We start from the raw sequence: 23,152 nt of genomic DNA on the forward strand, positions 1-23,152 counted from the left end.
CCCTATGTCGCTCACCATCCGCCGTGCACGGCCTGAGGAAGCCGGGCTCGTTCTCTCCTTCATCCGCGAGCTCGCCGAGTACGAAAAGCTGTCGCACGAGGTCGAAGCGACCGAGGCTGACATCGCCGACGCGCTGTTCGGCGAGAGGCCGCAGCTCTATTGCGCGATCGCGGAGTGGAACCGTGAGCCGGTCGGCTTCGCGGTGTGGTTTCTCAATTTCTCCACCTTCAGCGGCCGTCACGGCATCTATCTCGAAGATCTCTATGTGCGGCCGTCGCATCGGGGCAAGGGCCTCGGCAAGGCGCTGCTGGCCTATCTCGCCGGGGAATGCGTCGACAGCGGCTGGTCGCGCCTGCAATGGGCGGTCCTCGACTGGAACGCACCCTCGATCGCGTTCTACAAATCGATCGGCGCGGTCATGATGGACGACTGGACGCTGTGCCGGGTCACCGGGCCTGCGCTGACCCAGCTTGCCGGGAGCTCTGCCTGATGGAGATCGTCTTCGTCGTCGCCATCGCAGAGAATGGCGTCATCGGCGCGGGCAATGCGATGCCGTGGCGATTGAAGTCCGATATGGCGCGCTTCAAGGCGCTGACGATCGGCAAGCCTGTGATCATGGGCCGCAAGACCTTCGAGACCCTGCGCCGGCCGCTGCCGGGCCGCACCAACATCGTGGTCACGCGCGATCCGGCCTATCGCGCCAATGGGGCCATCGTCACGACATCGCCAGCGGATGCGGAGGCAGTCGCGCGCGGCGACGCTCTGCGGCGTTCGGTCACTGAGATCGCGGTGATCGGCGGCGCCGAGATCTACTGGCAATGGCTCGGTCGTGCCGATCGTCTCGAGATCACCGAAGTGCACGCGCGCCCAGAAGGGGACACGCATTTTGAAATCGACAAGGCGGAATGGGACGAGGTCGAACGCATCCGCCATCCGGCCGGCCCCGACGACAGCGCCGACCTGTCCTATGTGACATATCGTCGGCGGCGCGGCCATTAACCGCTTTTGCCAATGTTTACATTGACTTTTTCGTGCCCGAGCATAGCTCGGAAGACGGTCAGGGCTGCGTTGTAAGGGACTTGCCTGTCCCCTATAAAGCCGGACCGGACAAAGCGGGCGGTGGCAATTCCACCCTGCCGAGGAGAACGTCGAATGCCGTGGAAGAATCAGGGCGGTGGCCCGTGGGGCTCGGGTCCAAAGGGACCGTGGGGCTCAGGCCCGCAACCGGTCGGGCCGAGGCCGCCGGATCTGGAAGACCTTCTGCGGCGCGGCCAGGACCGCCTCCAGCAGATCATGCCGGGCGGTTATTTCTCCGGCGTCGGCATCACGCTGATCATTCTGCTGATCGTCGCATTCTGGCTGCTGTCGGGCTTCTTCCGCGTGCAGTCCGAAGAGCTCGGCGTGGTGATGCGTTTCGGCAAGCACGTCCGCACCGTGCAGCCGGGTCTGAACTATCATCTGCCTTATCCGATCGAGACCGTGCTGCTGCCGAAGGCGCTGCGCGTCAACACCACCTCGATCGGCATGACGGTGATCGAGGATCCGGCGCGGCGCGGCCGCTCCATTCGGGACGTGCCGGAAGAGAGCCTGATGCTGACCGGCGACGAGAACATCGTCGACGTTGATTTCACCGTGCTCTGGCGCATCAAGCCGGACGGTGTCGGTGATTTCCTCTTCAACATCCAGAACCCCGAGGGTACCGTGAAGGCGGTCGCCGAGAGTGCGATGCGCGAGGTGATCGGCCGGTCTCAGATCCAGCCGATCCTGACCGGAGCGCGCAACGTCACAGAGCAGAACGTGCACGAGCTGATCCAGAGGACCTTGGACAGCTATGGTGCCGGCATTCAGATCACCCAGGTGCAGATGCAGAAGGTCGATCCGCCCGCGCAGGTGATCGACGCCTTCCGCGACGTCCAGGCGGCCCGCGCCAATCAGGAGCAGCTGCAGAACGAAGCGCAGACCTATGCCAACCAGGTTGTCCCCCAGGCGCGTGGACGCGCGGCCAAGATCCAGCAGGATGCCGAAGGTTACAGGGAACAGGCTGTCGCCGAGGCCAAGGGCCAGAGTGCACGCTTCCTGAAGGTTTACGAGGAATACAAGAAGGCGCCCGACGTGACGCGTGAACGGATCTACCTGGAGACGATGGAGCGCGTGCTCGGCGGGGCTGACAAGCTCGTCTATGATGGTGGCCCCTCGGGCCAGGGCGTCGTGCCCTATCTGCCGCTTCCCGAACTGGCGCCAAAGCGGACACCTACGACCGGTCCGCAGTCGAGCGGAGGCACCCGATGAAGTCTCCGGTCACAGGTTTTGTCACGCTGCTCGCCCTCCTGTTCGTCGTGATCGTCGGCTATATGTCGTTGTTTACCGTGCAGCAGACCGAGCAGACGATCGTGCTCCAGTTCGGCAGGCCGGTCGACGTCGTCACCGCGCCCGGCCTGCACTTCAAGGCGCCCTGGAACTCGGTGATCAACATCGACAAGCGGATACTCGATCTGGAGAACCCGTCGCAGGAGGCGATCGCCTCCGACCAGAAGCGGCTCGTGGTCGACGCCTTCGCGCGCTACCGCATCAAGGACGCACTGCGCTTCTATCAGAGCGTCGGCTCGATCCAGGCCGCCAACATCCAGCTCACCACGCTCCTGAACGCGGCGCTGCGCCGCGTGCTCGGCGAGGTGACCTTCATCAACGTGGTGCGCGACGACCGCGAGAAGCTGATGCTGCGCATTCGCGACCAGCTCGACCGCGAGGCCGATGGCTACGGCATTCAGGTCGTCGACGTCCGGATCCGCCGCGCCGACCTGCCGGAGCAGAACAGCCAGGCGGTCTACCTGCGCATGAAGACCGAGCGTGAGCGCGAGGCCGCCGAGTTCCGGGCACAGGGTGGGCAGAAGGCCCAGGAGATCAGGTCCAGGGCCGACCGCGAGGCGACCGTCATCATCGCTGAGGCCAATTCGCAGGCTGAGCAGACCCGTGGTGCGGGCGATGCCGAACGCAACCGCCTGTTTGCAGAAGCCTACGGCAAGGACGCCGACTTCTTCGCCTTCTACCGGTCGATGACGGCCTATGAGAACGGGTTGCGTGCGAACGATACCCGCTTCCTGCTCCGGCCGGAGTCGGATTTCTTCCGGTACTTCGGTAGCCCCTCAGGCAGGACGCCAACCGAGACGCAGGCGAAGCCGTAAGCCAGACAAAGGGCGGCGGATTTCGCCGCCCTTCGTCCAGACAAGAACAGCGGGAGGTTCCATTCCGATGAGGTCCATTGCGTTCGCCGACTTCCTCATCGGCCTAGGCATCCTGTTCGTCCTCGAAGGCTTGATGTTCGCGGCCAGTCCAAACTGGATGCGCAAAGCCATGAAAAGCGCCATCGCCACGCCGGACAACATCCTGCGGGCGGTCGGGATCGGCTCGGCCGTGGCCGGCCTGGTCCTGATCTGGGTTATGCGGCGCCCGATTTAGGCCTTCGGCCCAACGCCAAAGTGAAGGCGCCAGACTGGTTTTCGCCGTATTATCGGGCTCTTGAGGCCCGATAAGCTCCGCGCTTGCGCCGCGCCCCCGTTCGAGCGCAGTCTGGCGCCGAATCCCTTTCGCCTGGAGATCACAATGACCGCTGCCACCAATGCCCCGTCCTGCTCGCGCCGCCGCGCGCGATTTGGTGTTCGACTTGGGCTGGTTGCGCTCGCCATCGGTGCTTGCAGCGCGTTCGGCGCGCCGGCCCATGCGCGTGGACCGGATGGCATCGCCGACGTCGCCGAGAAGGTGATCGACGCGGTCGTCAACATCTCGACCTCGCAGAACGTCGAAGCCAAGGGCGGGGGCAGCAACTCGATGCCGCAGCTGCCGCCCGGTTCACCCTTCGAAGAGTTCTTCGACGATTTCTTCAAGAACCGCCGAGGGCCCGGCGGCGGCAGCAAGGGCGGCGAGAACAGCGCGCCGCGCAAGACCAATTCGCTCGGAAGCGGTTTCATCATCGACACCGCGGGCGTCGTCGTCACCAACAACCACGTCATTGCGGACGCCGACGAGATCCACGTCATCCTCAACGACGGCACCAAGATCAAGGCCGAGCTGGTCGGCGTCGACAAGAAGACCGATCTCGCTGTGCTCAGGATCAAGCCGACGAAGCCGCTGGTCGCGGTCAAGTTCGGCGACAGCGACAAGCTGCGCCTCGGCGACTGGGTGGTCGCAATCGGCAATCCCTTCAGCCTGGGAGGCACGGTGACTGCCGGCATCGTCTCGGCCAAGAACCGTGACATCTCCTCCGGGCCGTACGACAGCTACATCCAGACCGACGCATCCATCAACCGCGGCAATTCCGGCGGCCCGCTGTTCAATCTCGACGGCGACGTCATCGGCGTCAACACGCTGATCATCTCGCCGTCCGGCGGCTCCATCGGCATCGGCTTCGCCGTGCCGTCGAAGACGGTGGTGGGCGTCGTCGACCAGCTCCGCCAGTTCGGCGAGCTGCGCCGCGGCTGGCTCGGCGTGCGCATCCAGAGCGTCACCGACGAGATCGCCGAAAGCCTCAACATCAAGCCCGCGCGGGGCGCGCTGGTCGCCGGTGTCGACGACAAGGGCCCGGCCAAGCCCGCCGGCATCGAGCCCGGCGACGTCGTCGTCAAGTTCGACGGCAAGGACGTCAAGGACCCGAAGGACCTGTCCCGCGTCGTCGCCGACACCGCGGTCGGCAAGGAGGTCGACGTCGTCATCATCCGCAAGGGCAAGGAAGAGATCAAGAAGGTCACGCTCGGCCGCCTGCAGGATCCCGACAAGGTGCAGGCCGCGGTGAAGACCGACGAGCCGGCGCCGGAGAAGCCGGTGACGCAGAAAGCGCTGGGCCTCGATCTTGCTACGCTGAGCAAGGATCTGCGCACGCGCTACAAGATCAAGGACAGCGTCAAGGGCGTGGTCGTCACCAATGTCGACACCAATTCGGACGCCGCCGATAAGCGTCTGTCCGCCGGCGACGTCATCGTCGAGGTGGCGCAGGAGGCGGTGTCGAGCGGCGCCGACATCCAGAAGCGGGTCGATCAGCTCAAGAAGGACGGCAAGAAATCGGTGCTGCTGCTGGTCTCGAACGGCGAGGGCGAGCTGCGGTTCGTCGCGCTGAGCGTGCAGTAGTGGGCGCTGTTCGCGCCACATTCAACTGTCATGCCCCGCGAAGGCGGGGCATCCAGTACGCCGCGGCTTCTCGGTTCTAGCTTCGCTGTCTCTGGAATACTGGATCGCCCGCCTTCGCGGGCGATGACAGAGAGAGGGGAGGCTTTACCCCTCCACGAACTCGTCCCGCCGATACCCCTGCGCATACAGCAGCGCAGTGAGATCGCCGTGATCGATCCGCGCGGCCGCGGCGGCAGCCACCGCCGGCTTGGCGTGATAGGCCACGCCCAGACCCGCGGCCTGGATCATCGCGAGATCGTTGGCGCCGTCGCCGACCACGACCGAGTCGATGTCGTCGAGATCGAACGATTCCATCAGGTCCACCAAGGTCGCGAGCTTCGCCGCGCGGCCCAGGATCGGCTCCTTCACTTCCCCGGTGAACTTGCCGTCGCGCACGACGAGCTCGTTGGCGCGGTTCTCCTGGAAACCTATCTTGGCGGCGACCGCGCTCGTGAATAGCGTAAAGCCGCCAGAGACGAGGCAGGTATAGGCGCCGTTCGCGCGCATGGTGGCGACCAGCTCGCGGCCGCCCGGCGTCAGCGTGATGCGCTTGGCCAGGACTTCGTCGACCGCGCTGGCGGGCAGGTCCTTGAGCAGCGCGACGCGCTCGCGCAGCGCCGGCTCGAACTCGATCTCGCCGCGCATCGCACGCTCGGTGATGGCAGCGACATGCGCCTTGACCCCGACGAAATCGGCGAGCTCGTCGATGCATTCCTGGCCGATCATGGTGGAATCCATGTCGGCGAGAAAAAGCTTCTTGCGCCGGAAGCCGACAGGCTGCACGACGATGTCGATGGGCAAATCGCCGCGGAGCTCGCGGAGCCGCTGCTCGATGGCGTTGCGGTCGCCTTCGAGGTTACTGTCCGCGCCGAAGGGGATGTCGACCGCAACCCCGTCGAACAGCCAGTGCGCGGGCGCCGCCTGCGGCAGCACGGCGCGGGCGCCATCGACGATGGTCGAGTCGAGCGCGGGATTGTCAGGGTTGCAGATCAGCGTGGCGACGAGGGACATTTGAGGTTTTCGTGAGCGAGGGGTATTCCAGCAAGGCCGTGCTTATCGCAGGCCCGACCGCCAGCGGCAAGTCGGCGCTGGCGCTGGAGCTTGCGCGTGCCGCCGGCGGCGTCGTCATCAATGCCGATTCCATGCAGGTCTATCGTGACCTCCGCATCATCACGGCGCGGCCGACCGCGGCGGACGAGGCGCTCGTGCCGCATCGTCTCTATGGCCACGTCGATGCCGCCGTGAATTTCTCGGCCGGTGCCTGGGTAAGCGATGCGGCGAAGGCGCTCGACGAGGCGAGGGCGCAGCGACAGCTGCCGATCTTCATCGGCGGCACCGGGCTCTATTTCAAGGCGCTGACCACAGGTCTCTCCGCGGTGCCGCCGATCCCCGCCGAGCTGCGCGAGGATGTGCGCGCGCGGCTGGAACGGAACGGCGTCGAAGCGCTGCACGCGGAACTCGCAGTCCGCGATCCGCGCGCGGCCGAGCGATTGAACCTGCGCGACCGCACCCGCATCGCCCGCGCGCTCGAGGTGATCGAGGCAACCGGCCGTTCGCTGCTCGATTGGCAGCGGGAGGGACAGCCACCGCTATTGCCCAAGGACAGATTTCGCGCGGTCTTCCTCGCGCCCGAACGTGACGAGCTCTATGCCCGCATCGATGCCCGTTTCGATGCCATGCTGGGCGCCGGCGCGCTCGAGGAGGTCGAGCGGCTCGCCGCCAGGCATCTCGATCCGCTGCTGCCGGCCATGAAGGCCCATGGCGTGCCATCCTTGATCCGGCACCTGCGCGGCGAGCTCAGCCTGGAGGAGGCCGCCAGCATTGGCCGCGCCGATACGCGCCATTACGCCAAGCGGCAATTCACCTGGTTCCGGCACCAGCTGCCGGACTTCGAATGGGTGAGGCCGGAGCAAGCGAGCGGATGGCTCGCCGCGGCCGTGCCGGCGGAACGGCGCACCGACTGACGCGCTTTTGTGCCGGGTTCCCGAATTTACCTCTCGCCGAACCCGGGGAACACCGCTACACTGCCGAAATCGCGCGGGAACAGCCGCATTGCCTTGACATCCAAGGTTTGGCCGCTATGTTTCGCGCAACCTTTGGGAAGCCGAGCGCCCGCCATGCGTAACATTATTACCAAACTCCTTATCGCCGTCGTACCCAGGCACACCGCCGGGGGTGGCTAGCTGCCATCCACATGACAGGCGGTGTGCATGGGCCCTCTTCGGGGCCTTTTTTATTTCCCGAACCCGACACGAATGAAGCCGCTGACAACAGCGCATCCGGAGCAAGCCAATGAGCGACAAGAGCCACGATCCGAACCAGATGACCGGCGCCGCGATGATCGTCCGCGCACTCATCGATCACGGCGTGACCGACATTTTCGGCTATCCCGGCGGCGCGGTGCTTCCGATCTATGACGAGATCTTCCAGCAGAGCGAGGTCCAGCACATCCTGGTCCGCCACGAACAGGGCGCGGGCCATGCCGCCGAGGGCTATGCGCGTTCCACCGGCAAGCCGGGCGTTGCGCTGGTGACCTCCGGCCCCGGCGCTACCAACATGGTGACGCCGCTGACGGATGCGCTGATGGACTCCATTCCGCTGGTCTGTATCTCCGGCCAGGTGCCGACGCATCTGATCGGCAACGACGCGTTCCAGGAATGCGACACCGTCGGTATCACGCGGCCCTGCACCAAGCACAATTGGCTGGTGCGCGACGTCAACGATCTCGCCAAGGTGCTGCATGAGGCCTTCTACGTCGCCACCTCGGGCCGTCCGGGCCCGGTGCTGGTCGACGTTCCCAAGGACGTGCAGTTCGCCACCGGCACTTACCATCCCCCGCGCAAGTCCGACGTGCACCGCTCCTACGCGCCGCGCGTGAAGGGCGATGCGACGCAGATCCGCAAGGCGGTCTCGCTGCTCGCGAACGCCAAGCGTCCCGTGATCTACAGCGGCGGCGGCGTCATCAATTCCGGCTCCGAGGCGACCAGGCTTTTGCGCGAGCTGGTTGAGGTCACCGGCTTCCCGATCACCTCGACGCTGATGGGCCTCGGCGCCTATCCGGCGTCGGGCAAGAACTGGCTCGGCATGCTCGGCATGCACGGCACCTATGAAGCCAACATGACCATGCATGATTGCGACGTCATGCTGTGCGTCGGCGCGCGCTTCGACGACCGCATCACCGGCCGCGTCGATGCGTTTTCGCCCGGCTCGAAGAAGATCCACATCGACATCGATCCGTCCTCGATCAACAAGAACATCCGCGTCGACGTGCCGATCATCGGCGATTGCGGCAACGTCCTCGGCGACATCCTCCAGGTGTTCAAGGCGGAGGCGAAGAAGCCCGACATCAAGTCGTGGTGGCAGCAGATTGCGCAATGGCGCGCCCGCAACTCGCTCTATTACAAGAAGAGCAGCGACGTCATCCTGCCGCAACACGCGATCCAGGCCTTGTTCGAGCAGACGCGCGGCAAGGATACCTACATCACGACCGAGGTCGGCCAGCATCAGATGTGGGCGGCGCAGTTCTACGGCTTCGAGGAGCCGCATCGCTGGATGACCTCGGGCGGTCTCGGCACCATGGGCTACGGCCTGCCGGCCGCGGTCGGCGTTCAGGTGGCCCATCCCGACAGCCTCGTCATCGACATTGCCGGCGATGCCTCGGTGCAGATGACGATGCAGGAGATGTCGACGGCGGTTCAGTACGAGCTGCCGATCAAGATCTTCATCCTGAACAACCAGTACATGGGCATGGTGCGCCAGTGGCAGCAGCTGTTGCACGGCAACCGGTTGTCGCATTCCTATTCCGAAGCGCTGCCGGATTTCGTCAAGCTCGCGGAGGCCTACGGCGCCGTCGGGCTTCAGGTGCACAAGCCGGCCGATCTCGATGGCGCCATCAAGGAGATGATCTCGGTCAAGCGCCCGGTGCTGTTCGACTGCCGCGTCGCGGCGCTCGAAAACTGCTTCCCGATGATCCCCTCCGGCAAGGCCCACAACGAGATGCTGCTGCCGGAGCAGGCCAACGACGAGGCGACTGCGAAGGCATTCGCCGGCGGCAAGGCGTTGGTGTGACGCCATGTTCGACCTGAACGAACTCGAGCGCGCACATGCGATCGTGGGGCAGGCGGTGCCGGCGACGCCGGCGCATGCTTGGCCGTTGCTCAGCCGCCGGCTCGGCACCGCGGTCGTGGTCAAGCACGAGAACCACACGCCGACCGGCGCCTTCAAGGTGCGTGGCGGCCTGGTCTATCTCGATCGGCTGAAGCGAGAGCGGCCGAACGTGCCGGGCATCATCTCGGCCACCCGCGGCAATCATGGCCAAAGTCTTGCTTTCGCGGCGCGGCGTCACGGCGTGCCCGCCGTGATCTACGTGCCAAAAGGCAATTCGGTTGAGAAGAACCATGCCATGCGCGCGTTCGGCGCCGATCTGGTCGAGCACGGCGACGATTTCCAGCTGGCGCGCGAAGAAGCCGGGCGCCGCGCGCAGTTCGAAGGCCTGCACATGGTGCCGTCGTTCCACCCTGACCTCGTGCTGGGGGTGGCGACCTACGCACTGGAACTGTTCCGCGCGGTGCCCGATCTCGACGTGCTCTACGTTCCGATCGGGCAGGGCTCCGGTATCAGCGCCTGCATCCTGGTGCGCGACTTGCTGGGCCTGAAGACGGAGATCATCGGTGTGCAATCGACCGAGGCGCCGTCATATGCGCTTTCGTTCGCGGCCGGCAAGGTCGTAACGACCGAGACTAGTGACACGCTGGCCGATGGCGTGGCGACACGCTTTCCGGACGCGGAAGCTGTTGCGCTTGTTTGCAAGGGCGCCTCGCGCATCGTCCAGGTTACGGACGATGAGATCGCGCTCGCGATCCGCGCCTATTGGACCGACACGCACAATCTCGCCGAAGGCGCCGGTGCTGCCGCGCTGGCGGCGGCGCTGCAGGAAAAGAGCAAGCTGAAGGGCAAGCGCGTCGGTCTCGTGCTGTCCGGCGGCAATATCGATTTCGATCTGTTCCGCCGTTGGGTCGGGACGGATGCGCCGGCGACGGCGTGACGGAGAGACAGAGGGGACGACAATGAACCAGCCCGCATCCGCCTATTTCATCGAGGACCGTCACGATCCCAACGAGACGCATACGCTTGCGGTGCTCGTGCAGAACGAGCCGGGCGTGCTCGCGCGCGTCATCGGCCTGTTCTCGGGGCGCGGCTACAACATCGAGAGCCTCACGGTCTCGGAGACCGAGGCCCAGAAGCATCTGTCGCGGATCACCATCGTCACCACGGGCACGCCGATGGTGATCGCGCAGATCAAGAACCAGCTCGACCGCATGATCCCGGTGTACCAGGTCGTCGACATGACCCAGACCAAGCGCTCGATCGAGCGCGAGTTGGCGATGGTCAAGGTGCGCGGGCAGGGCGAGCATCGGGTCGAGGCGCTCAGGCTGGCGGATGCGTTCCGCGCCCGTGTGATCGACGCCACCACCGAGAGCTTTGTGTTCGAGATCACAGGCAATACGGACAAGATCAATCAATATATCGATCTGATGCGCCCGCTCGGCCTCGTCGAGGTGTCGCGCACGGGTGTTGCCGCGATAGGTCGCGGGCCTGAAGGGATGTGAGCCATGTTGGCGCGCGACTGGTACTACAACGAGCGGAACCGGATGGGGATCGAGCCCGCTGTGGCCTCGATCTACGACAACCATGACGATGCCGATCTGCGCGCGCGCGCCGCGCTGAAGATGCTCGGGGTCCAGCGCGGCTGGCGCATCGCCGATATCGGCTGCGGCAACGGCGTGCTCGCCACCGAAGCGGCGTTGATGGGGGCCGACGTCGACGCCATCGACATTTCGCCGGCCATGCTGGCGCTCGCCGAGATCTACGCCCGCGACCGCAAGGCGCCCGTGCGCACCCAATCCGCCGGCCTGCTCAGCTTCGCCTACCGGCCGGAATCCTACGATCTCATCGTCAGCGAGTTCACGCTGCACCACCTGCCGGATTTCTGGAAGGCGGTGGCGATGTCGCGGATTTTTCGCGCCCTCAAGCCCGGGGCGACATTTTATCTCCGCGACATCGTTTACTCATCGATGCCCGACGCGATCGAGCGTGACGTCGAGCAATGGGCCGACTTCCAGATCAAGAACCACGATTTCTCCCGCGAGGGCGTGGTGACTCACATGCGCGATGAATATTCCACCTTCGGCTGGGTGATGGAGCGGATGCTGACCGACGTCGGCTTCACCCTGGTCGCGGCCGACTACCACGCGCCGATGCACGGCACGTATCTGCTGCGGAAACCGAAAGCCGGCGAGCAAGGCTAGACCAGAACAACAAACAGGGCTGCGAGACAAAGCAGAACCGGAAACAACAATGAAGCCGGCCGACATCCTCATCGCCGTCATGGTGGCGATCATCTGGGGGCTTGCCTTCGTGGCGAGCCGGATCGCGCTCGACGAGCTGTCGCCGGAGTTGATGACGGCGTTACGCTTCACCATCGCCGCGGTGCCGTGCCTGTTCATTTCCAAGCCGAAGGTCGCCTGGTCACTGCTGGTCGCGATCAGCTTCACGCTGTTCCTCGGCCAGTTCCTGTCTCAGGCCTATGGTATCGCCCACGGCGTGCCGGTGGGTTTGACCTCCGTCGTGGTGCAGAGCCAGGCGCTGTTCACGATCGGCTTTGCCGCGCTCGCGTTCGGTGAGCGGCCGACGCCGGTGCAGACTCTGGGGATCGTCGTTGCCGCGGCGGGCCTTTTGATGATCTGCGGCACCGTCGGCTATGATTTCAGCGTCGGCGCCTTCGCGGTTCTGATGGTCTCGCCGCTCAGCTTCGCCATCGGCAATCTGTTGCTGCGCGGCGCCCGCGGCGTGCCGATGTTCGATCTCTTCGCCTGGCTCTGTCTCGCCTCGGCCGTGCCGCTGTTCGTGCTGGCGCTGATCGCCAACGGTCCGGCGCCGACCTGGACGTCGCTGACGCACATGTCGCTCACATCGGCGCTCTGCGTGCTGATGCTCGGCGGCATTTCCACCAGCATCGCCTATTGGCTATGGGGCCGCCTCTTGCGCGACTATCCGGCTGCACAAGTGGTGCCGTTCGCACTGCTGGTGCCGTTCGTGGGCTCGGCGGCCTCCAGCATCGTGTTCGGCGAACGGTTCGGGCCGCTGCGCCTCGCCGGCATGCTGACCGTGATCTTTGGGATCGCCGTGATGGTGCTGGCGAAGCGCCCGCAAGTTCTACCGAAGACTGCGTGAGGGTGATGATGACCTACTCGCTGCTCTACGCCTTCCTCGTCTTCATGGTCGTGATGTATTTCACGCCCGGGCCGAACAACATCATGCTGCTGTCCTCCGGCCTGACCTACGGCTTCCGGCGCACCATCCCGCACATCGTCGGCATCGTGCTCGGTTTCGCCTTCATGGTCGCCGCGGTCGGCCTCGGGCTCGGCTCCGTGTTCCTGGCCTATCCGATCCTCCAGACCATCCTGAAATATGCCGGTGCCGCCTATCTGATCTATCTCGCCGCTGTGATCGCCATGGCCGGTCCGGCCAAGCCGGGCGAGGAGAATGGCCGCGGCCCCATGACCTTCTGGGGCGCGGCCATGTTCCAGTGGATCAATGCCAAGGGTTGGGTGATCGTGATCGGCACCATCACTGCCTATGCGGCGATCGCCCAATTCCCGCTCAACATCGCCATTCAGACCGTGATCAGCCTCGTCGTCGGCACGGTCTCGACGGTAGTCTGGGCGCTATTCGGTACCGCATTGCGGCCGGTTCTGACTTCCGAGCGGCTGGTCCGCGCCTTCAACATCCTGATGGCGATCCTGCTGCTGGCCTCCCTCTACCCCGTTTTCATGGATGCATGATGTCGCGGATTTCCATGCAGAAACGGGTTTCCCTCAGGGCTGAAAATGCTCTAGACAGCCCCCGAAATCCGCAAATTTCACCCTTCGGACACTGACCATTGGCCGATTTCGGCCCTGAACGAGGAAACGACCTATGCGTGTTTATTACGATCGCGACGCCGACCTGAACCTGATCAAGGGCAAGAAGGTCGCCATCGTCGGCTACGGCAGCCAGGGTCACGCCCATGCGCTCAACCTGAAGGATTCCGGCGTAAAGGAAGTCGCCATTGCGCTGCGCAAGGGTTCGGCTTCGGCGAAGAAGGCGGAAGCCGCCGGCTTCAAGGTGCTGGAAGTTGCGGAAGCTGCCAAATGGGCCGACCTCGTCATGATGCTGACCCCGGACGAGCTCCAGGGCGACATCTACCGCGAGCACTTGCACGACAACATGAAGAAGGGCGCTGCCCTGGTGTTCGCGCACGGCCTCAACGTTCACTTCAACCTGCTCGATCCGCGTGCCGACCTCGACGTGCTGATGATCGCGCCGAAGGGCCCCGGCCACACTGTGCGCTCGGAATATCAGCGCGGCGGCGGCGTGCCCTGCCTGATCGCAATTGCGAAGGACGTCTCGGGCAACGCCCACGACCTCGGCCTGTCCTACGCCTCCGCCATCGGCGGCGGCCGCGCCGGCATCATCGAGACCACGTTCAAGGAAGAGTGCGAGACCGACCTGTTCGGCGAGCAGGTGGTGCTCTGCGGTGGCCTGGTCGAGCTGATCAAGGGCGGCTACGAGACCCTGGTCGAAGCCGGCTATGCGCCGGAGATGGCCTATTTCGAGTGCCTGCACGAAGTGAAGCTGATCGTCGACCTGATCTATGAAGGCGGCATCGCCAACATGAACTACTCGATCTCCAACACCGCCGAGTACGGCGAGTACGTCACCGGCCCGCGCATCATCACCGACGAGACCAAGAAGGAGATGCGCAAGGTTCTGGCCGACATCCAGGGCGGCAAGTTCGCCCGCGACTGGATGCTCGAGAACAAGGTCAACCAGACCTCGTTCAAGGCGACCCGTGCCAAGCTCGCCGAGCACCCGATCGAGGAAGTCGGCGCGAAGCTGCGCGACATGATGCCCTGGATCAAGAAGGGCGCGCTGGTCGACAAGAGCAAGAACTGACGTCTGCGCCGTCATTCCGGGTTCGCGCTCAGCGCGCGCCCCGGAATGACGAGCGAAATTCAAGCTTCGCTCGCCAAGCCAAATCTTGGACCTTGGCGGCTATGGTCGAGCGAGATCGCAAACAGCGGTCTCGCTCTTTTCGTCTCGGCGAGACATCGCTCTCTCATTCTTTCCGCGGCCTGAAGCGCAGTTGAGCGGCTCGGCTCCTGCCAAATACGGCGTCGCATCAGCCCGCCGGGACGGTCTGCCACGCGGATCGCGGGCCATCGCAATCATGCGCAGCGCCAGCACGATGAGCAGCGGAAGCAGGAAGGCGGCATAGAGCGGCATCGTCGGCACGCGCTTGCCGAACGAGACCATGAACTGGAGCCAGAGGTAATAGCCGCCCACAAGGTGCAGGGCCCGCCAGGCGCGCGGGCCGATCAGTGCGGCGGTGCGGTCGAACGATGTCGCGCCCATTGCGATGATGAAGCCGTAGCCGATGCCGCCGAAGACGTAGGAGGCTGCCGAGGTGGCCTCGGCAAATCCGGCCGGATCCATCCCGGCAAACGTCATGATCGCCGCCGCGTGGATGGCGTGGGAGGCCGCGAAGCTAAGGCCCAGATAGCGACGGTTGCGCTTCTGCCAGCGCGTCCAGGCATTGGGCCACAGCCGCGCCAGCGCCGCGGCGCTGAAGGCGAGGCAGAACAACAGGAGCGAGCTTCGCGCCGTGAAGCGGATCACCGTGCGAACGCCCTCGACCTCGAACTGCCGCATCGAGGCGATCCATAGGCTGAGTGCGACGAGGCTCACGCAGAGAACGGCCAGCAGGCGCCAGCCTTCGAGCCAGCTTCGACGTTCGGACATGGCGACCTCCCTCTCTATGTAATCATCGATTACATTTGGCGTGAATGCGCCGTCAACGGTGTAATCATTGCTTACATTCACGTTCGGGTGAGGCTAGAAGGATCCATGCCTGTTCGTCAGCCGTCCAAGCCGCGCGTCCGCCGCCCTGCCACGGAAGCCCGGCCGTACCATCACGGCGACCTCCGCCGCGTGTTGATCGATGCTGCGCTGCAACTCGCAGCGGAAGGCGCCGAAGTCTCGGTGCGGGAGGCTGCGCGCCGAGCCGCGGTGTCGCCGGGGGCGCCGTTCCGACACTTTCCCAACCGCGATGCGCTCATGGCAGCCGCGGCCGAGGAGGCACAGCGGCGCTTTCGCGCCGAGATCGATGCGGCGCTGCGCGAGGCTCCGGCCGCCGACCCGCTCGCCCGCTTCCGCGCCTTCGGTCTCGCCTATTTGCGTTGGGCCATGCGCAATCCCGCGCATTTCGAGATCATCTCGACCGGGCGCTATTTTGCCCATGGCAGCTCGCCGGACCTGACACGAGACAACGCCGAGCTGATCGCGCTAACGGAGCAGATGCTGGTCGACGCGGCAGAGCAAGGCCTGCTGCGGTCGGCCGACCTCAAGCGTATCCAGGTCGCCGGGCGCGCCCTCGTCTACGGTTTCGCTCGGATGAATCTCGACGGCCATTTCCCGCGCTGGGGCGTCGGGGAGGGCGAGATCGAGCGGATGGCGGAGGGGGTGATCGACCTGTTCATCGCAGGTATCGCAAAGCCCTAGCGGGCCAGCGGCTCTGGTCGATGCCGTACGGCGCAGCCCGCTAACATTAAGCGAAGGTCGGACCGCGCCGCGCGTTGCCTCTCCTTGATCATTCCGTTACAGTTTTATGACACGGTGCAGGCTTCCGGCTGCTCCGGACGCCCTGGCTGTTTTTGGGTCGGCCAGCCAGGCTTGGCATCACCGCGCCGGACCAGAAGTTGCGTGTCGTCGATGGCGTCCGCGCCCAATCCAGGTCCTTCTGCCACGACGGCCGTGCTGGCGAGCGTCGCCGCGCTCGGCATCTGGCGGCTGCTCGCGGTTGCAGCGCCGCATCTGGCGGCACTCGCCCTGATGTACGAGACCGAGACCGATTTCGGCTCGCGCCTGTCCTTCGCGCTGGCCTGGGGCATCCTCAACTTCTTCTGGATCACGCTGCTGCGTCGCCCCGCGCTGTCGGGTGCGCTGTCGCTGACCATGGTGGTCGTGCTGGTGCTGCTGTCGCGGCTCAAGCACGACGTCGTGCAGATGACGGTCAACTTCATCGACCTGATGATGATCGACCGCGACTCCGTCGCGTTCCTGTTCACGATCTTCCCGAACTTACGCTGGTCGGTGATCCTGGCCGGTCTGGTCACGCTGCCGCTGATGTATGCGCTGTGGTGGCTCGATCCGTTCCGCATCCGCCGCCTGCCGGCGCTCGCCTGCAAGCTCGCCTGCCTTGCCGCCCTGGTCTGCTATTCGCTCTATCACCCGGACGAGGCCTGGCGCGGCTATTACGACGACGGCTATCTCTCGAAATTCTTCCGCTCGGGCGTCACGGCCGTCTCCGATTTTGCGCAATACGGCTTCATGGAGGCGTCTGCTTCGACCGGCGAGCGGCTCAACATGCCGCTGGTCGATGCCTGCCACCCGGCTGGCCGCCGGCCCAACATCATCATGATCCATGATGAATCGAGCTTCGACATCCGCGCCGCCCAGGGCATCAAGGTGCCGCCGCGCTATGGCGACTATTTCAAATCGTGGGACGGCAAGCAGCGCACGTTCCTCGCCGAGAGCAATGGCGGGCCGAGCTGGTTCACCGAGTATAACGTGCTCGCAGGGCTTTCCTCGCGTTCATTCGGCCGCTTCGCCTATTTCGTCACGCGCATCGCCTCGAACCGGGTCGAGCGCGGCCTGCCGCTGGCGCTGCGCCGCTGCGGCTACGACACGCTGTCGCTCTATCCCGCCCATGGCGGCTTCATGGGCGCGCGCAGCTTCCAGATGACGACGGGAATCGAACGCTTCCTCGATTCCAAGGATCTGGGCGCCAAGGGTGTCGAGCCCGACAGCTTCTTCTACGACAAGGCGCTTCAGCTGATCGGCCAGCAGCCGCCGAACAAGCCGCTGTTCGCCTTCATCTATCTCGGTGCCAACCACTTCCCCTGGGAGACCCGCTTCCGTCCCGATCTGCTGCCGAATTGGCGCGCGCCGGGCAATGTGCCGTCCATCGATGAATATCTGCGCCGCCAGACTATGAGCGCCGAACAGTACAAGGCGTTCGTTGCCGGTTTGAAGAAGACCTTTCCCGGCGAGCCATTCCTGATCGTGCGCTACGGCGATCATCAGCCGGAGTTTGCGGCTGCCATCCTCGAGCCCGGGCTCGACGAGGGCGCCATCGGCAAGAAGCTCGACGCCTACGATCCGCGCCTCTACGCGACCTATTATGCCATCGACGCCATCAATTTCGAACCGGTCGGAAGCCAGGCCGTGATGGACACGATTGACGGTCCCTATCTGCCGCTGGTGGTTCAGGAAGCCGCCGGCATCCCGCTCGACCCGTCCTTTGCCGAGCAGAAGGAGATCATGCTCCGCTGCAAAGGCATCTTTTACGGCTGCAAGGATGGCGCCGAGGCGCGGCGGCTGAACCGGCTGCTGATCGACGCGGGGATGATCCGGGGGCTGTAGCCTCTCGCTTGGATCGCGGACGCAACTCTTCGACCGTCACCCCTGAGGTGCTCATCAAGCGGCGGCGGACCTACTGTTTGATCTTCTCCCACAACCACTTCGCCACCGCATCGGGCGATGAATTCGCATCGTTGCCGCTGGCGCGCAGGTTCGCCTCGCGCATGGTGGCGATGTCGATCTTGCCGAGCAATGGCTTGAGCGCCGCCTGCAGTCGCTCGTCTCCGGCGCGCTTCGGCGCGAGCAGCAGGATCGCGTCGTAGGGCGGGATCGCGTGTTTGGGATCGTCGAGCGCTGTGAGCTCGTATTTGGCGATCAGGCCGTCGCTGGTGTAGCCAGCGATGACGTCGACCTCGCCGCTGGCAACGGCCGCATACATGAAGTCCGGCTGCATCTGGCGCTGGGCGCGGAACTGCAGCCCATAGGCCTTTTGCAGGGCAGCCCATTCGGGCCGCGAGAAGAACTCGTAGTCGCCGGCAATCGACAGCGTGGCCGAATGTGCGGCGAGATCGGCGACGGTTCGGATGCCGAGCGCATCGGCGCGTCGTCTTGGCATCACCAGCGCATAGGCGTTCTCGAAGCCGAGCTCGCCGAGCAGGGTGATGTCGTCCTTGGCGAGCGCCGTCTTCAATTCCGCCACCAGTTCTGCGCGCGGCTTGATGTCGGTGCGATGCAGCTGGTTGGCCCAGAGCGTGCCGGAATAGTCGACATAGAGATCGATGTCGCCGGCCTTCAGCGCCCCGAAGATCACACTGGAGCCGAGGCCGGAGCGTGCGGCCGCCGAGAGGCCCGCCGCCTCGAGGCGGTCCCTCATCAATGCCGACAGGACATATTGCTCGGCGAAGGTCTTGGCGCCAACCACATAGCCTGACGACGAGCGCCCCATGGTCGGCACCAGCGTTGCTGCAACCAGCGCCGCGATTCCGAGCGCCCCGAGACCGCTGCGCACACGGCTGCGGCGGCGCAGGCCGCTCTCGATCAGCCCAAGCAACTGGTCGACTGCGAGCGCGAGGAGAGCGGAAGCCACGCAGCCGAACAGCACGAAGACCCAGTTCTGGGTCTGGAGGCCGGCAAAGATGTAATTGCCGAGACTGGTCTGCCCGATCGGCGTCGACAGCGTCGCGGTGCCGATCACCCACACCGCCGCGGTGCGGATGCCGGCCATCATCACCGGTAGCGCGAGCGGCAGCTCGACGATCAGCAGCGATTGCCGCGCGGTCATGCCGACGCCCTCGGCAGCCTCGATCAGCGCGGGATCGATGCCGTTGAGGCCGGTGATGCCGTTGCGCAGCACCGGCAGCATCGAATAGAGCGCCAGTGCCAGCATCGCCGGCAGGAAGCCGAACGCGGAGAAAGATACGCCGAACCAGGCCAGCGTGACGGAAGCAGCCAGCAGCAGCAGCGGATAGAACAGCGCGAGCAGCGCCAGCCCGGGTACGGTCTGCACGATGCTGGCCAACGCGAGCAGGATGCCGCGTGGCGCCGGACGGTTGCGCGTCAGGATCGCCAGCGGCAGGCTCACGGCGAGGCCAAGCGCGAGGGCGGCGAGGCTCACCCGCACATGGTTGCCGAGGTAGTCCGGCAGATGCGACAGCGCCTCGCCCCAGCGCGGATCGGTGAAGAGGCTCATGCCGCACCGCCCATCGGCAGCAACGCATTCAGCCGCTCGACCTGGCGCCGCGGGGTACGCAACAGCTCGAGCACGTAATCGTCGCTGCTGCTCGATAGCTCCGCAGCCGTACCCTGTGCGAGCAATCGTCCGCCGCGCATCACCGCGATGCGGTCGGCGAGCAGGAGCGCCTCGGTCATGTCATGGGTGATCATCACGGTGGTCAGGCCGAGCTTGCGGTGCAGCGCGCGATAATCGTCGCCGAGCGCATCGCGGGTGAGGGGATCGAGCGCGCCGAACGGCTCGTCCATCAGCACGATGCGGGGCCTTGCCGCGAGCGCCCGCGCCACGCCGACGCGCTGGCGCTCGCCGCCGGAGAGCGCCTCGGGCAGCCGGTCGCGATGCGTTGCGCGGTCGAGCTGCACCAGCTCCAGCAGCTCGTCGACGCGGCCTGCAACGGCCGCAGCCGGCTCGCCGAGCAGCTTCGGCGTGATGCCGATATTGTCGGCGACGCTCAGATGCGGAAACAGCCCGCCGCTCTGGAAGACGTAGCCGACCCGGCGCCGAAGCGCGACCGGATCGACATTCCGCACGTCCTCGCCTTCGACGGTGATGGTGCCGCTATCGGTCTCGATCAGCCGGTTGGCGAGCCGCAGCAGCGTGGTCTTGCCCGAGCCCGAGCCGCCGACGATCGCCACAAACTCGCCCGCCGCGACGTCGAGCGACACGTTATCGACGGCTGCAAGGGAGCCGAAGCGCTTGGTGACGCGCTGGTAGCTGATCGCCAGCTTGGAAGACATCGTGGGAGAGCTCTCTTTTCTCTTACCCTCCCCGAGGGGGAGGGTCGATCGCGCGCAGCGCGAGCGGGGTGGGGTGATCTGTCGACGCGGGCAGTATTCGACGCGGAGAAACCGTCACCCCACCCCGGTTCGCATTCCGCTTCGCTTCATGCGCACCGACCCTCCCCCTCCAGGGGAGGGTGAGAGCACGGCAAGTCCCCATGCGTAGCACGCTTGGCGGCTTGATTGAACTTGGCCGCACGAGCGGCTAAGGCATCGGCCTGAGTTGGAGGAAGCACATGACGACGCCCACGGCAGTGGCGCTGGAAGATGCCAAGGTTGCGTTCCGGCTGGGTGACGGCCGGGTCTATACGGCGGTGGAGAAGGCCCATCTCGCGGTGGCACAGGGCGAGTTTGTCGCCATTGTCGGGCCCACAGGGTGCGGAAAATCGACGCTGCTCAACGTCGCGGCGGGCCTGCTCAAGCCCGCCGCGGGCAGCGTCAGGATTTTCGACCAGCCATTGGCGGGGCTGAATCGGGATGCCGGCTATTTGTTCCAGGCTGATGCGCTGTTCCCCTGGAAGACTGCGCTCGACAATGTCGCGATCGGACTCGAGGTCAAGGGCACGCCGCGCGCTGAAGCCTTGTCGCAGGCGCAGAAATGGCTGACCGCCGTCGGCCTCGGCGCCTTCGCGAACCGCTATCCGCACATGCTTTCGGGCGGCCAGCGCAAGCGCGTGGCGCTGGCGCAGGTGCTGATCCGCGATCCGAAGATCCTGTTGATGGATGAGCCGTTCGGGCCGCTCGATGCGCAGACGCGCCAGGTCATGGGCAATCTGCTGCTCGATCTGTGGAGTGCCGACCGCAAGGCCGTGCTGTTCGTCACCCACGATCTCGAAGAGGCCATCGCGCTCGCCGACCGCGTCGTGATCATGTCGGCGGGGCCATCCTCGCGCATCATCGGCGACTGGCGCGTCGGCCTGGCGCGCCCGCGCGACATTTTCGAGGTGCGCCTCGACAAGGAATTCCATGCTCTCCATCGCGAGATATGGAGCGTGCTGAAGGACGAGGTGATGAAGGGGTACGCACAGTCCACGCAGGCGGCGGAGGCGGTCTGATGTCGCGCACGACGCTGTTTGCGCTGCAGATCCTGGTCGCTGTCGTCGGCTTGGTGCTGTGGCAGGTGCTGTCGACCGTTCCCGTGTTCGGCAAGATCCTGCTGCCGCCGTTCTTCTTTTCCAACCCGTTGGACGTGTTCAGCCAGATCGTGAAATGGTTCGCCTCCGGCGTGATCTGGAAGCACCTCGGCATCACCCTCGCGGAATCGATCCTCGCCTTCGTGATCGGATCGCTTGGCGGCGTCCTGGTCGGCTTCTGGTTCGCGCGCCAGCCGTTGGTCGCCGCGGTGTTCGACCCCTATGTGAAGATGGTCAACGCCCTGCCGCGTGTCGTGCTGGCGCCGATCTTCGCGCTGTGGCTCGGGCTCGGCATCTGGTCCAAGGTCGCGCTCGGCGTCACCCTGGTGTTCTTCATTGTCTTCTTCAACGTCTATCAGGGCGTCAAGGAGGTCAGCCGGACCGTGCTCGACAACGGCCGCATGCTCGGCATGAGCGAGCGGCAGCTGATGCAGCATGTCTATTGGCCGTCGGCGCTGTCGTGGATGTTCTCGTCGCTTCATACCTCCGTCGGCTTCGCCGTGGTCGGCGCGGTGGTCGGCGAATATCTGGGATCGGCGGCCGGGCTCGGCTATCTGATCCAGCAGGCCGAGGGCATCTTCGATGTCGCCGGCGTGTTCGCCGGCATGTTCGTGCTGTCGGCCTTCGTCATCCTGATCGATTTCGGCGTCACCTTGGTGGAGCGGCGCCTCCTGGTGTGGCGGCCGGCCGCGTCGGACGGGCGGGGTTAGGAAGCAGGTCTATTTGATCGCGTCGATGCGATCGCGGACGTGTGTTGGGCACCGCTATTGCGCCGAGGGGCTGATGGCCAGCCCGCTCAGGCGGAGCTTCTCAAGCCAGGCCCGCTGCTCTATGGTGCCGGCGGCCGAACGGAGGAAACCAATGAAGAACACGATTGCCAGGCTCGCCGGCGCACTGCTCGCGCTGACGCTCACCACCTCGCTTGCCGCGGCGCAAAGCAAGGTCACCATCGCGGTCGGCGGCGGCTCCTGCCTGTGCTATCTGCCGACGGTATTGGCCAAGCAGCTCGGCGAATACGAGAAGGCCGGCGTCAGTGTCGAGCTCGTCGACCTCAAGGGCGGCTCGGATGCGCTCAAAGCCGTGCTCGGCGGCAGCGCCGACGTGGTCTCCGGCTATTTCGACCATTGCGTCAATCTCGCCGCCAAGAAGCAGGAGCTGCAATCCTTCGTGGTCTATGACCGCTATCCCGGCCTCGTTCTGGTGGTCGCGCCCTCGCGCACCAACGACATCAAGTCGGTCAAGGATCTCGCCGGCAAGAAGGTCGGCGTCAGTGCGCCCGGCTCCTCCACCGACTTCTTCCTGAAATACATGCTCAAGAAGAACGGGCTCGATCCCACCAGCGCCGCCGTCATCGGGGTGGGCCTCGGCGCCACTGCGGTGGCCGCAATGGAGCAGGGCCAGATCGACGCGGCAGTGATGCTCGATCCGTCCGTGACCGTGCTGCAGGGCAGCCACAAGGATCTGCGTATCCTCTCGGACACCCGTACCCAGAAGGATACGCTGGAGACGTTCGGCGGCGAATATCCGGGCGGCGCGCTGTATTCGACCGTGGCCTGGATCAACGGCCATGAGAAGGAGGCGCAGGCGCTCACCAATGCGATCCTCGCCACGCTCGCCTGGATCCATTCGCATACGCCGGAGGAGATCATGGCGAAGATGCCCGAGCAGACCGTCGGCAAGAACAAGGATCTCTATCTTGCCGCACTGAAGAATACGATCCCGATGTATTCCGAGACCGGCAAGATGGACCCGAAGGGTGCCGACGCCGTGCTTGCAGTGTTCAGCGTCGGCTCGCCCGAGGTGGCGAACGCCAAGATCGACGTCAGCAAGACCTTCACCAACAAATTCGTCGAGCAGGCCAAGAAGACCACCGGGAGCGTCAAATAGCC

At 65.1% G+C, this 23,152-nt stretch carries 22 protein-coding genes and 1 pseudogene; 19 read left to right on the forward strand and 4 right to left on the reverse strand.

Features of this window, described 5'->3' with window-relative positions; genetic code table 11:
* Positions 1-4 precede the first annotated feature (4 nt).
* From N2605_RS06205 to N2605_RS06230, 6 genes are all read left to right on the forward strand, one after another.
* Positions 5-490: a GNAT family N-acetyltransferase gene (locus N2605_RS06205; protein WP_260346091.1), complete on the forward strand. Its 486-nt coding sequence runs from the start codon at positions 5-7 to the stop codon at positions 488-490.
* Positions 490-999, forward strand: coding sequence for a dihydrofolate reductase (locus N2605_RS06210; RefSeq protein ID WP_260346092.1), 510 nt, complete (start codon positions 490-492; stop codon positions 997-999). Before N2605_RS06205 ends, N2605_RS06210 begins: the two co-directional genes overlap by 1 nt.
* A gap of 153 nt (positions 1,000-1,152) precedes the next feature.
* Positions 1,153-2,289: an FtsH protease activity modulator HflK gene (gene hflK / locus N2605_RS06215; RefSeq protein ID WP_225141599.1), complete on the forward strand. Its 1,137-nt coding sequence runs from the start codon at positions 1,153-1,155 to the stop codon at positions 2,287-2,289.
* Complete coding sequence (gene hflC, locus N2605_RS06220; protein WP_036037453.1) at positions 2,286-3,182, forward strand: protease modulator HflC; 897 nt, start codon at positions 2,286-2,288, stop codon at positions 3,180-3,182. Before hflK ends, hflC begins: the two co-directional genes overlap by 4 nt.
* A 67-nt stretch (positions 3,183-3,249) precedes the next feature.
* Complete coding sequence (locus N2605_RS06225) at positions 3,250-3,456, forward strand: DUF2065 domain-containing protein (protein WP_025038031.1); 207 nt, start codon at positions 3,250-3,252, stop codon at positions 3,454-3,456.
* Positions 3,457-3,600: 144 nt separating this feature from the next.
* Positions 3,601-5,118, forward strand: a complete 1,518-nt coding sequence (locus N2605_RS06230; protein WP_225147803.1) for a Do family serine endopeptidase — start codon at positions 3,601-3,603, stop codon at positions 5,116-5,118.
* Positions 5,119-5,262: 144 nt separating this feature from the next.
* Here the strand turns inward: N2605_RS06230 and serB are convergent, their stop codons facing one another.
* Entirely contained in the window at positions 5,263-6,168 is a 906-nt protein-coding gene (gene serB / locus N2605_RS06235; RefSeq protein WP_074448134.1) for a phosphoserine phosphatase SerB, read from the reverse strand.
* A gap of 11 nt (positions 6,169-6,179) precedes the next feature.
* Between serB and miaA the strand changes: the two genes are divergently transcribed.
* The 8 genes from miaA (at position 6,180) to ilvC (ending at position 14,154) form a co-directional block, all read left to right on the forward strand.
* Entirely contained in the window at positions 6,180-7,121 is a 942-nt protein-coding gene (miaA, locus tag N2605_RS06240) for a tRNA (adenosine(37)-N6)-dimethylallyltransferase MiaA (protein WP_225137973.1), read from the forward strand.
* Positions 7,122-7,449: 328 nt separating this feature from the next.
* Complete coding sequence (locus N2605_RS06245) at positions 7,450-9,225, forward strand: acetolactate synthase 3 large subunit (RefSeq protein WP_225189715.1); 1,776 nt, start codon at positions 7,450-7,452, stop codon at positions 9,223-9,225.
* Between the two features lie 4 nt (positions 9,226-9,229).
* Positions 9,230-10,201 carry a threonine dehydratase gene (locus N2605_RS06250; protein WP_036006612.1) on the forward strand — a complete coding sequence of 324 codons (972 nt, stop codon included), beginning with the start codon at positions 9,230-9,232 and terminating at the stop codon, positions 10,199-10,201.
* A gap of 22 nt (positions 10,202-10,223) precedes the next feature.
* Positions 10,224-10,766, forward strand: a complete 543-nt coding sequence (gene ilvN / locus N2605_RS06255; RefSeq protein ID WP_018640841.1) for an acetolactate synthase small subunit — start codon at positions 10,224-10,226, stop codon at positions 10,764-10,766.
* A 3-nt stretch (positions 10,767-10,769) separates the two neighbouring features.
* Positions 10,770-11,465, forward strand: coding sequence for a class I SAM-dependent methyltransferase (locus N2605_RS06260; protein ID WP_036006616.1), 696 nt, complete (start codon positions 10,770-10,772; stop codon positions 11,463-11,465).
* Positions 11,466-11,514: 49 nt separating this feature from the next.
* Positions 11,515-12,390 (forward strand): EamA family transporter, encoded by an 876-nt coding sequence (locus N2605_RS06265; protein ID WP_260346101.1) that lies wholly within the window; start codon positions 11,515-11,517, stop codon positions 12,388-12,390.
* A gap of 8 nt (positions 12,391-12,398) precedes the next feature.
* Positions 12,399-13,001 (forward strand): LysE family translocator, encoded by a 603-nt coding sequence (locus N2605_RS06270; protein ID WP_036006650.1) that lies wholly within the window; start codon positions 12,399-12,401, stop codon positions 12,999-13,001.
* A gap of 133 nt (positions 13,002-13,134) precedes the next feature.
* Positions 13,135-14,154, forward strand: a complete 1,020-nt coding sequence (gene ilvC, locus N2605_RS06275; protein WP_036006621.1) for a ketol-acid reductoisomerase — start codon at positions 13,135-13,137, stop codon at positions 14,152-14,154.
* A 243-nt stretch (positions 14,155-14,397) separates the two neighbouring features.
* Here ilvC and N2605_RS06280 read toward each other — a convergent pair.
* Positions 14,398-15,000: pseudogene (locus N2605_RS06280) on the reverse strand (hypothetical protein); the annotation flags it as partial.
* 105 nt (positions 15,001-15,105) lie between these two features.
* On the opposite strand from N2605_RS06280, the gene N2605_RS06285 reads away from it, so the two are divergent.
* Together N2605_RS06285 and N2605_RS06290 are read left to right on the forward strand one after the other, a co-directional pair.
* The gene (locus tag N2605_RS06285) at positions 15,106-15,759 is read left to right on the forward strand and encodes a TetR/AcrR family transcriptional regulator (RefSeq protein ID WP_225141606.1); all 654 of its coding nucleotides are present in this window, start codon (positions 15,106-15,108) and stop codon (positions 15,757-15,759) included.
* Between the two features lie 210 nt (positions 15,760-15,969).
* On the forward strand, positions 15,970-17,682 hold the full coding sequence (locus tag N2605_RS06290) for a sulfatase-like hydrolase/transferase (RefSeq protein ID WP_225127745.1): 1,713 nt from the start codon (positions 15,970-15,972) through the stop codon (positions 17,680-17,682).
* Between the two features lie 70 nt (positions 17,683-17,752).
* Here the strand turns inward: N2605_RS06290 and N2605_RS06295 are convergent, their stop codons facing one another.
* Both N2605_RS06295 and N2605_RS06300 read right to left on the reverse strand, forming a co-directional pair.
* Positions 17,753-19,309: an ABC transporter permease/substrate-binding protein gene (locus N2605_RS06295; protein WP_225143051.1), complete on the reverse strand. Its 1,557-nt coding sequence runs from the start codon at positions 19,307-19,309 to the stop codon at positions 17,753-17,755.
* Positions 19,306-20,088 (reverse strand): ATP-binding cassette domain-containing protein, encoded by a 783-nt coding sequence (locus N2605_RS06300; protein ID WP_225147801.1) that lies wholly within the window; start codon positions 20,086-20,088, stop codon positions 19,306-19,308. The genes N2605_RS06295 and N2605_RS06300 overlap by 4 nt, the downstream gene beginning before the upstream one ends.
* Before the next feature lie 278 nt (positions 20,089-20,366).
* On the opposite strand from N2605_RS06300, the gene N2605_RS06305 reads away from it, so the two are divergent.
* From N2605_RS06305 to N2605_RS06315, 3 genes are all read left to right on the forward strand, one after another.
* The gene (locus N2605_RS06305; RefSeq protein ID WP_260346105.1) at positions 20,367-21,185 is read left to right on the forward strand and encodes an ABC transporter ATP-binding protein; all 819 of its coding nucleotides are present in this window, start codon (positions 20,367-20,369) and stop codon (positions 21,183-21,185) included.
* Complete coding sequence (locus N2605_RS06310; protein WP_036006641.1) at positions 21,185-21,973, forward strand: ABC transporter permease; 789 nt, start codon at positions 21,185-21,187, stop codon at positions 21,971-21,973. Before N2605_RS06305 ends, N2605_RS06310 begins: the two co-directional genes overlap by 1 nt.
* Positions 21,974-22,124: 151 nt before the next feature.
* Complete coding sequence (locus N2605_RS06315; RefSeq protein ID WP_225141610.1) at positions 22,125-23,150, forward strand: ABC transporter substrate-binding protein; 1,026 nt, start codon at positions 22,125-22,127, stop codon at positions 23,148-23,150.
* The last annotated feature ends 2 nt before the right edge of the window (positions 23,151-23,152 follow it).

Source organism: Bradyrhizobium yuanmingense (assembly GCF_025200905.1).
Classification (GTDB): Bacteria; Pseudomonadota; Alphaproteobacteria; order Rhizobiales; family Xanthobacteraceae; genus Bradyrhizobium; species Bradyrhizobium yuanmingense.

What these genes read in the sequence shown, in the direction of transcription:
- N2605_RS06290 (WP_225127745.1), top strand. Translation starts at nt 15,970, where the DNA reads ATGGCGTCCGCGCCCAATCCAGGTCCTTCTGCCACGACGGCCGTGCTG.
- N2605_RS06205 (WP_260346091.1), top strand. Translation starts at nt 5, where the DNA reads ATGTCGCTCACCATCCGCCGTGCACGGCCTGAGGAAGCCGGGCTCGTT.
- N2605_RS06230 (WP_225147803.1), top strand. Translation starts at nt 3,601, where the DNA reads ATGACCGCTGCCACCAATGCCCCGTCCTGCTCGCGCCGCCGCGCGCGA.
- N2605_RS06270 (WP_036006650.1), top strand. Translation starts at nt 12,399, where the DNA reads ATGACCTACTCGCTGCTCTACGCCTTCCTCGTCTTCATGGTCGTGATG.
- hflK (WP_225141599.1), top strand. Translation starts at nt 1,153, where the DNA reads ATGCCGTGGAAGAATCAGGGCGGTGGCCCGTGGGGCTCGGGTCCAAAG.
- N2605_RS06225 (WP_025038031.1), top strand. Translation starts at nt 3,250, where the DNA reads ATGAGGTCCATTGCGTTCGCCGACTTCCTCATCGGCCTAGGCATCCTG.
- N2605_RS06265 (WP_260346101.1), top strand. Translation starts at nt 11,515, where the DNA reads ATGAAGCCGGCCGACATCCTCATCGCCGTCATGGTGGCGATCATCTGG.
- N2605_RS06300 (WP_225147801.1), bottom strand. Translation starts at nt 20,088, where the DNA reads ATGTCTTCCAAGCTGGCGATCAGCTACCAGCGCGTCACCAAGCGCTTC.
- N2605_RS06310 (WP_036006641.1), top strand. Translation starts at nt 21,185, where the DNA reads ATGTCGCGCACGACGCTGTTTGCGCTGCAGATCCTGGTCGCTGTCGTC.
- N2605_RS06210 (WP_260346092.1), top strand. Translation starts at nt 490, where the DNA reads ATGGAGATCGTCTTCGTCGTCGCCATCGCAGAGAATGGCGTCATCGGC.
- N2605_RS06305 (WP_260346105.1), top strand. Translation starts at nt 20,367, where the DNA reads ATGACGACGCCCACGGCAGTGGCGCTGGAAGATGCCAAGGTTGCGTTC.
- N2605_RS06250 (WP_036006612.1), top strand. Translation starts at nt 9,230, where the DNA reads ATGTTCGACCTGAACGAACTCGAGCGCGCACATGCGATCGTGGGGCAG.
- ilvN (WP_018640841.1), top strand. Translation starts at nt 10,224, where the DNA reads ATGAACCAGCCCGCATCCGCCTATTTCATCGAGGACCGTCACGATCCC.
- ilvC (WP_036006621.1), top strand. Translation starts at nt 13,135, where the DNA reads ATGCGTGTTTATTACGATCGCGACGCCGACCTGAACCTGATCAAGGGC.
- N2605_RS06285 (WP_225141606.1), top strand. Translation starts at nt 15,106, where the DNA reads ATGCCTGTTCGTCAGCCGTCCAAGCCGCGCGTCCGCCGCCCTGCCACG.
- N2605_RS06295 (WP_225143051.1), bottom strand. Translation starts at nt 19,309, where the DNA reads ATGAGCCTCTTCACCGATCCGCGCTGGGGCGAGGCGCTGTCGCATCTG.
- N2605_RS06260 (WP_036006616.1), top strand. Translation starts at nt 10,770, where the DNA reads ATGTTGGCGCGCGACTGGTACTACAACGAGCGGAACCGGATGGGGATC.
- N2605_RS06245 (WP_225189715.1), top strand. Translation starts at nt 7,450, where the DNA reads ATGAGCGACAAGAGCCACGATCCGAACCAGATGACCGGCGCCGCGATG.
- serB (WP_074448134.1), bottom strand. Translation starts at nt 6,168, where the DNA reads ATGTCCCTCGTCGCCACGCTGATCTGCAACCCTGACAATCCCGCGCTC.
- N2605_RS06315 (WP_225141610.1), top strand. Translation starts at nt 22,125, where the DNA reads ATGAAGAACACGATTGCCAGGCTCGCCGGCGCACTGCTCGCGCTGACG.
- hflC (WP_036037453.1), top strand. Translation starts at nt 2,286, where the DNA reads ATGAAGTCTCCGGTCACAGGTTTTGTCACGCTGCTCGCCCTCCTGTTC.